Annotated in this window: 7 protein-coding genes; 2 read left to right on the top strand and 5 right to left on the bottom strand. The window is 46.1% G+C overall.

Features of this window, described 5'->3' with window-relative positions:
* Positions 1-107: 107 nt before the first annotated feature.
* The 5 genes from QUA50_RS04420 to QUA50_RS04400 all read right to left on the bottom strand — a co-directional run bounded on the left by QUA50_RS04420 (position 108) and on the right by QUA50_RS04400 (position 10,666).
* Positions 108-2,108, bottom strand: coding sequence for a chromosome partitioning protein ParA (locus QUA50_RS04420; protein WP_333260474.1), 2,001 nt, complete (start codon positions 2,106-2,108; stop codon positions 108-110).
* Between the two features lie 58 nt (positions 2,109-2,166).
* Positions 2,167-5,181, bottom strand: a complete 3,015-nt coding sequence (locus tag QUA50_RS04415; protein ID WP_333260475.1) for a peptidase domain-containing ABC transporter — start codon at positions 5,179-5,181, stop codon at positions 2,167-2,169.
* 119 nt (positions 5,182-5,300) lie between these two features.
* A complete protein-coding gene (locus tag QUA50_RS04410; protein WP_333260478.1) occupies positions 5,301-6,050 on the bottom strand; it encodes a peptidylprolyl isomerase in 750 nt (249 codons plus the stop codon).
* Between the two features lie 216 nt (positions 6,051-6,266).
* Positions 6,267-10,361 (bottom strand): glycosyltransferase, encoded by a 4,095-nt coding sequence (locus QUA50_RS04405; protein ID WP_333260481.1) that lies wholly within the window; start codon positions 10,359-10,361, stop codon positions 6,267-6,269.
* Between the two features lie 164 nt (positions 10,362-10,525).
* Positions 10,526-10,666: a hypothetical protein gene (locus QUA50_RS04400; protein ID WP_333298508.1), complete on the bottom strand. Its 141-nt coding sequence runs from the start codon at positions 10,664-10,666 to the stop codon at positions 10,526-10,528.
* Positions 10,667-10,716: 50 nt separating this feature from the next.
* Here QUA50_RS04400 and QUA50_RS04395 point away from each other — a divergent pair, with 50 nt between their 5' ends.
* Positions 10,717-12,390, top strand: a complete 1,674-nt coding sequence (locus tag QUA50_RS04395; RefSeq protein WP_333260483.1) for a methyltransferase domain-containing protein — start codon at positions 10,717-10,719, stop codon at positions 12,388-12,390.
* Between the two features lie 75 nt (positions 12,391-12,465).
* Positions 12,466-13,335, top strand: coding sequence for a calcium-binding protein (locus tag QUA50_RS04390; RefSeq protein ID WP_333260486.1), 870 nt, complete (start codon positions 12,466-12,468; stop codon positions 13,333-13,335).
* The last annotated feature ends 16 nt before the right edge of the window (positions 13,336-13,351 follow it).

Below are 13,351 nucleotides of genomic sequence, written 5' to 3'. Positions count from 1 at the left end.
TCTGGTGTTCCCTACTCTGAGACTCAAGAAACCGGGTTTTTATTGAAATTGACTGCCTGGGGCGCGTATCTGGGTGAAAAACCCGGTTTCTGGCTACCCCTAAATCATTACTTAATAGTCTTGAACGTATCCATTTTCCCAGTAAATCGGTTGATAAACATCTGCAAAACAGTCCGCTTGCCTATATTGATATTAGAACTCACTGCCATTCCCGACTGCAAATTCACCTCGACTTGATTGGGCTTGTCCTTGTTCAAAACAAACTTCTGATTTTTGAGCTTAATTTTGGTTTTGAAAGCATAGTATTTCCGCAGTTCAGTAGGAGGCTCAGCATCGCTGCTAATCTCTATCACTTCACCCTCAGCAGTACCAAACTCCAGCGCCGGGAAAGCTTCTACATTCACTTCCACAGGCACGCATTGGTATTTCGTCAAACCCAGTTTCTCTCTGTTAATTTCCTTCTCTGGACAAACGCAAATTTTACCTGTTTCGCAGTCAATCTTTTCTCCGTCTAATTGCTTGCCGTGATACGGCTCCAATTTTGCCCGCTTCTGTCTCAAAGCATCCAATACCAGAGCCACATTGCTGTTTTCCAGGTAAACAACTGCTTCCAAACCGTTTTCGTCATCCAAAACCTTGAGTAGCTTTTCAGTTTGCTGTGCTTCGTAATAAGCTTCTTCGCAGCGTGCTGGGCGCGGTTCGCCCGGTTTCAGCACGGAATTAATAATGGATTGGCAGATAGGATCTTTCGCCATATCCAACGTAGCTTTCTGCTTCGTAGAAGGCTTCAAATCAAAGATTACCCCCGATACGGGTGACTTCATCACTTGAGTGTCGCGGTTTTGTTGAGCCTTTTCTAGCTGAGCGTTCACTTCGGAGAGCTTTTTCAAGTTTTCGACTTTGAAGCGGCTTAGCTGAGAATCGCTGCTGGCAATTTGTTTCTCGTTTTCAGCAATTTTGCTGTAAAGTTCTTTTGCCCAGGAATCCTTGGTGTTTTTTAACTGTTCTTGGGCGCGGGCGATCGACTCCTGAATGCGCGCTTGCTCTCCTTGCTGGCGCTCTATGTCAGCACTAATTTTTTGGATGTCGCCTTGACGCGCGTTAATTTCGCCTCGGCGCGTATTGATTTCACCGAGGCGCGTGTTAATTTCGCCCCTGCGAGAGTTGATTTCACCTTCGCGCTGCTTGATTTGATCTTGCTGTTTGAGAACGTCGCTTTGGCCTCTGAAAACATCTTGTTCTTGACGCTCTTTTTGCAGTTCAGCGATCGCTCCTTCCTCCACCAGGGGGGCGAGTCGGCCTAGAATGTTTTGATTCGACTTCAATACTTGTTGCGATTTCGCTAACTGTTCTTGGGCCAAATCTCTCTGAGCCAGGGCGGATTTTACTTGCTCTTGCGAAGAACTTAACTGCTGCTGGGCATAATTTAATTGGTTCTGGGCAAAACCCAATTGTTGCTGTGCGACTATCATTTGATCGCCGGCAGCTTTCTCAGCATCCTGAGCTTGCTTCAGTTGTTTTTCCAACTCCTGAACTTGGCCTTGAGCTGCAGCGACGCGAGACAGAAATTCCGATCGATAATTAACATAAAGTCCTTGCTGAGCAGCATCAAAATTTCCGCTGGCTCCCCGATTGAGGTACAGTTCGTCAATCAAAGCTTGCAGCACTTGATTTTGTGCCGTCAGGCTCTGTCTGTCCTTGATTGTTGATTCTAGGCTAGAAGGAACAGCGCCTTGAATTTTGCCGTTGACAACATCTTCGTAAAATTTATTTTCCTTTTCCAGAGCTTCTTTAGTTTTCTGTATCGATGTTAAATCTGCCGTGGGTGCAACGGGGTTGAAAGTGAGCAGAGGCTGGTTTTTTTCCACACGATCGCCATTTTCAACGTGAAGTCTCACCACAGCGCCCGTAGCAGGTGCTTGAATGTCTCTAGCACCATCTTTAAGCTCCAATTGGCCGACAGCGGGGACAGCTTGCTCTACGCTAGCAAAATAAGCCCAAACTACAGCAGAAGTGGTCATCAGCATGATCATCCACAAAAACAAGTGCGACCAAATCGCTGGTTTTTCGAGAATGACTGGTTGCTCAGAAAGTATTAACGATTTCATAGCCATTTGTTAGTTCTCAGTTGTTAAGCGTTAGCGATCTGTTGTGAGTTGTTAGAGATTAGGTATTCGATGACTCTTGTTGTTGGAAGAGGCAGTAGTAACGCCCTTTAAGAGCCATTAATTCTTTATGAGTTCCCCGCTCGACTACAGAACCTTGATCCATCATAATAATTACATCAGCGTTTTGGATGGTAGTCAGGCGGTGAGTAATGAAAAACACCGTGCGGCCGGAAAAAGCTTCTGCTAAGTTATTGCAAACTTGGCGTTCGGAATGGTAGTCGAGGGCGCTTGTAGCTTCGTCCAAAATCAGCAGTTTCGGGTTTTGCAAAATCGTGCGGGCGATCGCCAAACGCTGTCTTTGACCCCCTGAAAGCGACGAACCCCGCTCTCCCACCACCGTATTGTAGCCAGCAGGCAAGCCCATAATAAAATCGTGAGCTACCGCTAATTTCGCAGCTCGCACAATCTCATCCGTACTCGCATCGGGATTGCTCAGAGCAATATTTTCCTGAACAGTACAGTTAAACAGCAAAGTATCTTGCAACACCACCCCAAGTTGGCTGCGGAGCGAGTACAGTTCCACCTTAGAAATGTCGTATCCGTCAATAAAAATCCTGCCCGACAGCGGCGGATAAAGACGCTGCAACAGCTTCATCGCCGTACTTTTACCGGAACCGCTTCCCCCCACAATTCCCACAAAACTGCCAGCGGGAAATTCCAAATTAACATTAGCCAATTGCAGTGCCCCGCTCTCCAGGAATCGGAAGGAAACCTCCTCATAGGTAACCTGCCCTTGAATTGCCGGCAGCGGGATATTGCTGCGGTCTTCATCGCTGGTTTCCGTCGGCGTATCGACCACATCCTTAAGCATATCGATCGACATCGAGACTTCTTGGAAACTCTGCCACACGCTCACAAAACGCAGCAGCGAACCAGTCACGTTCCCGGAAATAATTCGGAAAGCAATCAACTGACCCAAAGTAATCTCATTTCCCAGTACCAAATAAGCTCCCACCCACAACTGAGCTAAGTTACCAACCTGGTTTAAAAAGCCGCTAACCGTACCGGCCGTAGTCCCCGTGATAATTGTTTTAAAACTGGCTGTAATGTATTTTGCGTAGCGGCTCGACCACTCCCAGCGGGATTTCAATTCAATATTTTGAGCCTTAACAGTTTGAATCCCGCTGACTACTTCCACTAGATAAGATTGAGAGTCAGCAAAACGCATATTTCTTTGTTTGATCAGGCGCAGCACCAGCGGATTGATTAGAACAATCATCAGCCCCAGTATCGGTACCACTGCCAAAGATACAAACGTTAGCTGCACGCTGTAAGAAAGCATAACGGCGACGTAAACCACCGAAAATACCGCATCGAGAACCACTGTCAGAGCTGTACTCGTCATGAATTCCCGAATCTGGCCCATCATGCTGAATTTGTAGACCAAATCTCCCACACGCCGATTGTCAAAGTAATTTTGGGGCAGCCGGAGCAAGTGGTCGATGACTTCTGCACTCAATTTGACATCAATGCGGTTTGAGGTATCTATAAACAAAAAGGTACGCAAACCGTTGAGCAGTCCTTCAAACAGGGCAACACCTAACAGAAATGCACCCAAAATATCCAAGGTGTCAATGCTGCGCTGACCTAAGACTTTATCAATAATTACTTGGCTAATTAATGGGTTGGCAAGACCAAATAACTGTACAAAAAACGAAGCGAGCAACACCTCAAAAAACACTGTCTTGTGTTCCATCAGCGCCGGCACAAACCACCAGAAGCTGAACTGCTCTTTTTGTTCGACTTGCGGAGCTTGCAGCAGCAGGACTTCTCCTGATTCTCCCCAGATTTCTTTAAACTGAGGTATCCGCTTCCGCATTAACCCTTTTTCGGGCGTGGCCATCACCAATTCTTGCTCGGTGATGCTGTAAATAATGGCAAAGCTGGTTTCCCATTTAATCATTACGGGAGCTTTGATGCGGTTGATGGCTTCTGCGGGCACTTGCGCCAATTGGGGCGTCAGGCCGATGCTTTGGGCGATCGCCCCGCAGGCTTGCATACTGATAGAACCGGCGGTTTTTAACTGATTTTCTAGAACTTTGCGGATGATATCTCGGCGAAATTTAAGGCCGAAATACTTGCTCAACATTTGGAAGCAAGCAAGCGGGGCCTCAATCTGCCCTTTGGCGCGAAAAACTGGGTATTTCGCCGCCGAATCCTTTGGTTGGTCGCTGGTTGGTTCTGGGGGACGATCGGGGGCGGGGGGTACATCGTCAAAAATGATGGGTGGCTTTATCCCTCCTCCTGTACCTGTCCCTGTTTCGCCATTTGGGGGATCTGCTAGCTCTGGTTGCGATGCTGGGGGTTCCCGGAAGCCGACCAAGCGGGCGCCGAGGCGGCCTTCTACTTTTAAGGATTTGGCTGCGTTTTCCACAGAGAAGCGGCTGCCGGTGGGAAAGTCGCCCAAGACGCCGCTGCTGACTAGCCAAACTCGATCGGCATCTAGCTCTTTGGCGATGTCTTGAGTTTTTTTGTTGCCGTTTGGTACGTTGACAACTGTCGCATCTTGCCAAGCTTGCAGGGTGAGTTCCTTGAGATTGGAAGTGCCGTCGGCTTGGCGCTGCAACTCCAGGCTCAACAGTTCAAATACTTCGCTCAAGGAACAGTGTTCGCGAAAGGCTTCTCCAAAAGTCGGCTGTTTTTCCAGTACACTCAGGAAATCTTCGGCAGGTAGGACGATCGCGATCACATCTGTAGAAGCGATCGCCGTTTCGCAGGGAACTCCCCTGAGCAAGCCAGCCCAGCCGAGAATTTCCTTCGACTGCACCAAGCGCAAACTTACGTGGCGCTGCGAGCGCTGGTCAAAGCCCAGCAGCCTGGCCTGGCCTTGATAGATAATTGCCACCTGAGTCGGCATTTTTTCCCGTTCAAACAGGGGTTGCCCCGTCCGGTAGCCGAGGAGTTGGCATTTAGCCACCAAGGCTGTCAGAGCCGTCTCTGAGAGTCGGTCAAAGGGAGGTGTTTGAGCTAGGAAATCCTGAATTTGGGAGAGGGAAACAGCGGAAGAAGTCATCCGATTTTAGATTTTAGATTTTATATTTTAAATTGAATCCAGAGGCTTTTTGTCAGGATGCTACGCTTTTTCAAGTCTCCACGGATAAATCCGGGGCCCCAGACGCAATTGCTTGATTGTCATGATATTGAAGACACGGAGGAGAGGGGCTGTAGCGGGCCTATTTGCGATATCTGTTCGGCGAGCCAGCTTTCAAATAGTTCGTTAATCAAGTGCAGCCGCATCGATTCATCGAGCTGGGCCGGCATGAACTTTTCTAGTCGAATAATTACCATCCATTCTGCCAGAGGACGCGGCGTCCAGAGTTGATTTGGCTGGCTGACGGACAAAAGTTTGCTGATTGCCGGGTGGGGCTGGCTCAGGGGTACTGGGCCCAACAAGCCGCCTGACTTGGACTCGGGCCCTTCGGAATAGTCGCGGGCCACTTCAGCAAAGGTTTGTTCCCCTTCGAGGATGCGAAAGTAAAGTTCGTTTGCCAGTGCTGGATTTTTGGTGCGTACCAGGGAATAGACTACGTGGTCTAGGCTGGCTTTGCGGGTTAAAAAATAATTATCTACTTTAGGTCTCCAAGTGGCTTGCTTAAATTTTTCGATCAGCAAGGGCCTAACGGCCATTTCTTGAAGTTCTGCTTCCGTCATGTTTTGGCTCCGCAGCCAAGCTTCTTTGGCTTCGGGGGCTGTCAGTTGGTGTTGTGCCAGAAAGTTCTCCACGGCGGATTTGCGTTCTTCGTCGCTGCAACTAAAGGATGCGATCGCTTGGTCTACTATTACACCCCGCAAGAATTGTGGCATCAACTGATACCGCTTCAGGAGCGATGGCATATCCTGAGCTTGCAGTAATTTATCGCCTATTTGAAAAAGTCCTGTCATTTTTTTTTCTCCAACTGACTTGCGCTTCCCCTTTTAATTTAGCTGTGGCAAGAAAAGAGCGACAACCACTAACCCCTCGATTCCCCGATGATAGCAGACCGTCAGCGGGCTAGCGCTACTGCTGTCTATTTCTTGACGCTCTGCCTAGCGAGGGGTTCCCCGCGGGGCTCAGAATGGTAATGGGATGCGAGAGTGGGAAAGTGGGAAAATCTTCCCTCAACATCCATCCGTTAAATCCCGTAAACTGCTTTGTTGCCGAACTTCCTTCTTCCTTGACTCTCGGAATAGTCTTTCAAAGAGTGTTCCGAGTTGGGTCGAGCAAGCGCGACTGTCGAGATATTTCGGGTTTGCCGCCATTTTTTGCTGGATTCGATCGCGGTAGTGCCGGCGCAGTTCTGGGTTGGTTCCCAGTGCTGTGTTCAGCTCTAAATAAGAGTTCTCGCTGTCTGCTACCAGTTCCGGAAGTAGCAGTTCTTCGATCGCGGCGGCTGATTGTCGCGATCGAGTTCTTTGCCCTTTTCTTGCCACTACAGGCAACCCCACCAACAGGGGTTCTGCTAAGGAGCAGCCACTGCTGTATGGATAGGAGTCTAAATATATATCAGCCAATTCCAGACATTTTATGCAATCGGCGCGAGATGGCAGCGCTTTAATCACAACTAAGCGCTTTTTGTCAATACCGTATTCGGCAAAGAGCGATCGCATTTGTTTGTAAAAAGGCACTGTCGGATAGTTTTCATTGCCGGAACGAAAGGGATACAAAACTAAAATAGAATTCGGTACGGCAGCAATAATTTTTGCCCAACTTTCTCTCAATTCTGGGATAATTGTCAAAGCTTGAGCGCCGGACATGAACACTACAGATTCGTCGGTGGCTCCCCAACTTCTGCGAGTCGGTTCAACTGTTCCAGGTGCCGATGCTACAGTATAGCTTAAACAGACTCCCGACCCTTCTAAACTAATTAATTTTTCGCGATACTCGGCTGCTGCACCTGCGGGCAATGTCAAATCTCCGGCAATGAAATAATCGATATTTCGGCTTCCGGTGGTGGCGGGGGTTGATGCACCGGTAGCTATTTGCACCCGCGCCAGTCGGTGCAGGCACAGGAGGGCGCTTGGTTGAGAAGTGTCGGCGGTATTGGTGCAGATTAGCAGAATATCTAAATCGTGCGATCGAATTTCTCGGACTTGATTTGACAAGTCTTCTGACAGTTGCACCAGTTTGTCAGCGCAATTTTCGCAATATTTCCCCAGTCGCTCGTCTTGTACCTGGAAATAGTAAACAATAATTTCAAATTTGCTTCTGTCTAAATATTCAAAACTCGGAATTGCAGCACGAGTCTCGGATTCATCACTAATTTTATCCAGCAAAAATCCAACTCTGATTTTATTTCTTTCAGGTTCTCTCTGAGGAAAATTCCATTCTATTTGACTTCGGATATTTTTTAAATAAAATTCCAGAATATCAGCTCGATGAGTCAATACATTAAGTAGATTTTCCTCGCTCAAATACAAAGCTGGGAAACTAACATTTTTGGCAATAAAATCAGCCAAATAACGCCAAACTTCTGAATCTGGAAAACTGGCGATATTAGCTGCGACGTAATTGATTAACTGCTCGAAATATTCCGAGTAGATTTCAATTTCCGACTTTTGTTTAAACTGATATCTTGCATCATTCTCAATTACTTGTTTAGGAACAGGCAAGATGCCTGTTCCACAAGAAGAAAATTCATCTCTTGTGGAACGTTTAGGAACAGGCAAGATGCCTGTTCCACAAGAAGAAAATTCATCTTTTGTGGAACGGGCATCTTGCCCGTTCTTGACACTGGCCCAACATCTCAGTTTAAAATAATTCGGAGACTGAAATATAAATTTCAGAAAATCGTCAAAAAACCACTGGGGAATCGCTGCATTTTTATACTCAAGCGGCAACTGATAAGCGTCGCCGTACAGCATCGCTGCGAGTAGATATTGCATCTTGTCGGCAATTTCTCCTCCTTCAGCAAGTTTCGAGGATAACTGCTGGACAAAACTTTCTTCTGACTCAGTTAAAGTTTCATTTTTTATAGCGCTATCAAGGAGCAATTTATGAGCTTTACCCGTGTCTTTCAAGTAAGCACTTTCTAATTTTTCCCCTGGCAAATTCAGCCAATATTCAGCTAGCTGTTGGCGGTATTGGCGCAGCACGAGAAGAGGCTGTTTTGAGGGGAATTTATTGTATTGATCAAGCATTGCTGACAATTCCGATAAACTCGGCTGGGTTCTCAATGCCAACTTTTGGCGGATTGTCTGTTTGATTTGTCGATGCAGAAAACTGTAATCAGGACTATTTAGTAGTTTTTTGTAAAATCTGACTACATCTTTATGATTTTCCCCAGCAGCGAAGTTTTTCCAAGTTTGTTGTTCGGGATGAATCCGCAGTGACGACAGTTTTTCGTCTACAAATCCGATATGATAGTTTCCCATGATTCGCCACCACATATCTAAGTCTACATACTGAGATAATCCAGAATCAAATAATCCTATTTCTGTAAATACTCGCGCGGCAATTAAGACGGTACTCGGTTCGCCAATTTTGTTTATGGGGTTGCTCAAACATTTAGTATCTGCCAGTAATTCTTTTCCAGGCTGAATAGATTTTAAATTAGACCAACTTTTATGCAAATCTTTAATTGATTGGGAAGCTTTCCGCAAAATCGGGTTAGATTCATCTTCACCTATGGTGATGCCGCGCGGGGAGAAAACCATACCTATTTCTGGGTGTTTTTGGGCGAGTGCGACCATTTTATCAATACATTCTGGTGCGAGCAAGTCGTCTTGAAACAGAAATTTAATGTATTGACCTTTTGCTTGGGATATGCAGAAGTTCCAGTTTTGCGATAAACCGTAGTTGCGGTGCAGGATGATGCGGAAATCGACTGAGGTTTCTGATTGGAATGATTGGGCGATCGCAATTGTGCGGTCTGTGGAGCCGTCATCGGATATAATCAGTTCTATGTTAGGGTATGTTTGGGCCAAAGCACTTTTAATTGTTTCCGCAATAAATGCTTCTCCGTTGTACGTCGGAATGCAAATACTAACCTTCGGCTGCCCGTTTGGCAGTTCTGCATTTGATTGACTTTGTTGCTGTGATTGTGGCAAGTTAGCCCTAATTTTAGCCGACTTCGCTTTGGCTGTTCCTGACAGAGGTATGCTTTGAAAGTTATCGGTAATCTCGGCAATATATTCGAGACGTTTTCTAATTTTATTCCCTGTAACTTGCGGGTTGAGTAAAGTCTTAATTTCCTCAGCAGCTATCGCTCCAATTCGTTGAGCTTCCCGGTAATTGTTGAAGACGTACCGCATTAAGTCAGCAGCGTGTTCGACATCCGCTTGGGCCCAAAAATTGCCTTTTTTGTAAGGCCCGCAATCTTGCTCTATTGGTATCAACTTATACTTGACTAAATAGCTGTTGCCGACATTCATAAATTCTGTATTTGATGAATAGCCGGTGGCAATTACGGGTTTGCCGTAAAACATGGCTTCAGCCATTGTTAAGCCAAATCCTTCGCAGCGGTGCAGCGATACGTAGCAGTCGCAATTGTAGAGCAAACCGTTTAGTTTATTTTTGGACAAATACCCGTCTAGATGTTTGATATTTGAATTATTTGCTAGGGCTGAGTTTAAGGATGCTTGCGCCTCTAAAAATTTGTTGGAATTAGAAGATTTGATGACCAATAATACGCTGTTATCTTCGCCAAAAGCTTGTTTAAATGCTTGAATGGTCGCTAAAGTATTTTTGCGCTCGATGCGGCTGGAAAAGTCGAATACAAACAAGAAAATAAATTTATCTTTAGGTAAATTCAGTGCTTCTCTGTTCAGGGAAGGTGCGGGGAGAGCAATACTGGGCATGATTTTGATGACGGGAATTGGCGAGACTGCGGAAATTGCCTCGGTGCAATAGTTGCTGTAAGTCCATATTTCTTGAAAGTGATTAAATGCGGGCTGCCATTCTGGGGGAAATTCGGGCAGTTCCCAGGCCCAAAAGCCGATATTGTATTTGTTTTTAAAATAGCTGGAACCTGTATGTTTGATAAAGGTTGCAACTTCATCGGCGTTGACTTGAATTAAGTTGACTGAATGGGGATTGTCTTGGCTAAAATTTTGATATGTAGTGTCTTGTTTGCGGTGGGGACTGCGGGTAAAATTGTTGATGACGAAGGGAATGTTGGCGGTTTCTGTGGCTCTGATGTTGGCTCGAACACCTTCTCCTATGCCAAATTCGCCGTTAATGTAACCGGCGATGTTCATTCCTAGATTAGGGTTCATAGTTTCTAATGTATTTAGCAAATTGTTGTGTTGATTTTTTGGGAAAAAGCAGAATTAATGGAGTTCGTCAATCGCGCTAAATGAGGGTATGGGTTGAGAATAAATTATAAGTTTGCTCAATTTTTGCTAAGATATAGCAATCATTGCAGGATGGGTGAGTAAGATTAAGTGAACCGCAGAGGGCGCAGAGAACGCAGAGGAAGAGAAAGAGTTGGCAGCCGAAAATTTGGTGCTTGACAAATGTGCCGATCGCCATTGTATACTGGCATCGCAATGCTAACCTTGAGCTGGTTGTCTGTCGGCATGGGTTTGTGTGTTTTATTTTACGATCGACTAATCAGGAATTTTAGACAAAGTGATCGAGCGCGTCAACCACGACTTCTTGAAGCTGCTACCGCCGGATGCTAAGGTCATTGTTGAAATTGGCTGCGGTACGGGTGCGACGGGCCAAGAGTACAAGCAGATAAATCCTCACTGTCAGTATATCGGCATTGAATGCGATCGAGAAAAAGCTAAAATTGCGGTCGATCGGCTAAACTGGGTGACGGTAGCCGATATTGAAGAAATTGCCATCGAAAGTCTCGACATCGCTCCAGGAACCGTCGATTGCTTAATTTTTGGCGACTTGCTACCCTATCTCAAAAACCCTTGGGAAGTCCTCAAGCAGTACAGTGGTTTGTTGAATCCAGAGGGGCAAATTCTCGCCCGAATCCCCAACGTTCAATACTGGCGGCGAATTGTCAATCTGTTGCGGGGACAGTGGGAGAATCCCGACAGCAAGATGCAGCACTGGTTTACCCTAGAAAGTATTAAATCACTATTTGCTCGAGCCGGATTGCAGGTTTATGAATTTCAAGGGAAGGGACACAAAACGGAAAATTTTGTCCGCTTTCAGGAATTACTGCATCCAATGGTAAAGGCTTTAGAGCTCACATCGAGCAGTTTTGCTACGGAAACAGGTGCTGAACATTATATCGCGCGATCGACCAAATCGACCGTACCTGCGCGCAGACTGCTGATTCAGACTATCATTATGGCTCCTACAGGGTGCGATCGCGTGCGAGTTTTGGAACCGGACAAATTTAGCGCTACAATTCCGGGTGTCCGCACCGTATCCGCCGTGAAAACAGCAGGATTAATTCCCCCCCTGCCGGAAGAAGAAAAAGTCTTCATCTGGCAGCGGACAATCATGCAATATCCAGGCTATATTCCCCAACTCAAAGAACTGCTGCAACAAGGCTATTTAATAGTAGCTGAAATTGACGATAATCCTATCCGCCGCCGCGAATACGCCGACAATAATTACCTTAGCTATCGGGGCTGTCACTGCGTGCAAACTTCGACAGAACCGCTAGCAAAAATTTTGCGACAATACAATCCTAATGTTGCCGTCTTTCCCAATCAATTAGCCTATCTACCTCCGCCCCGAATTTATCCGGTCGCAGATACAGTCACCATCTTTTTTGGCGCGCTAAACCGCGAAAAAGATTGGCAGCCGATTATGGCAGCGCTAAATCGAGTTTTAATCGCACACAAGCACCGAATTCGAGTTAAAGTAATCCACGACCGCCGATTTTTTGAATCCTTGAAAATACAGCAAAAAGAATTTGAACCCTTTTGCAGTTACGAACGGTATCAAGAAATTATGTACAGTTGCGATATCGCTTTGCTGCCGCTTGTTCCCAACCAGGTTAACGAAACGAAATCTGACTTGAAATTTATTGAATGTGCAGCGCGGGGAGTAGCGGTTTTGGCAAGTCCCACCGTGTACGAACATTCGATTGTCGAAGGTGAAACCGGATTGATTTATAGATATGAAAAAGAGTTTGAAACCAAACTAAATTCGCTGATATCTGACACTTCTCGGCGCCGGGAAATAGCCGCCAATGCTTACCAATGGGTGCGGGACAACCGCTTGCTGTGCGGGCACTACCGGCAGCGCCGAGATTGGTACTTGCAGATGCGAGACGAGTTGCCGCGTTTAAATGCTGAGCTGCGCGATCGCCTGCCGGAGTTATTTGGTGACTAAGTGCGGTAAGATTTATAGGGCTATTGTGCGATCGTTCTGTTTTATTGTTTAATTTTTAATTTTTACTCCACACCAATGCGAATTCTATTCACTATTGCTCACTTTTACAATCCCAGCGGCGACGGGAAACACGCTTCCCAGCGAAATGATCCGCAACCGCGACTAAATGCTTTAACCGCTTGCGTGACATCGCTGCAAGCTTTGTACGGCAAATCTCAGTCCATGATTGATATTAGCGAATGTGCAACTATCCCAGCAAATCAATCTCAACAGCACGAAATTGACATTGTTGTTTGCACTACTCAAGGTTATCATTTGTTGCCTCAATTGCCAGTGCAGCCCAGATGTTTTATGCACCACGCTACAAAATGCGAACCGCTGCTGTTGGGGTTTGAGTGTCAAGCAGTTTTGCGAGCGTGTCTTAACAAATACGATTATTTCTGTTATTTGGAAGATGATTTAGTTATGCACGACCCGTGGTTTTTTAGTAAATTAAAGTGGTTTACGCATCACGGAGGAAATGCGAATTTGCTGCAACCTAATCGCTATGAAATCTCGCCTCAAGGCGCGGTTTTTAAAGCATATATTGATGGTGATTTAGCAGCAACAGCTACTGCTAAGTTTCAAAATGTGGAGGAGCAGCGGCAGTTAAAGGGAAAAATCATGGAACAAACAGTCGCTTTTGAGCGGGCGTTGAATCCTCATTCCGGCTGCTATTTTTTGAATGCGGAACAGATGGCACACTGGGCTAAGCAGTCTCATTTTTTGGATAGGGATACTAGCTTTATCGGCCCCCTGGAAAGTGCGGCGACTTTAGGAATTATGCGGACTTTTAGAGTTTACAAGTCAACTCCTGCTTATGCTAATTTTTTGGAGATTCAACATTTTGGCACGAGTTTTCTGAACTTGATTGGTAATAAGGTGAGAGTGCCGGAAGCAGGATGAGTTAAGATATTCAGGT

The sequence above is a fragment of the Microcoleus sp. M2_D5 genome (assembly GCF_036701935.1).
In the GTDB taxonomy this organism is placed as follows: Bacteria; Cyanobacteriota; Cyanobacteriia; order Cyanobacteriales; family Microcoleaceae; genus Microcoleus.
Note: the sequence above shows the minus strand (reverse complement) of the source record. Positions and strands in the feature narration are given on the sequence as shown.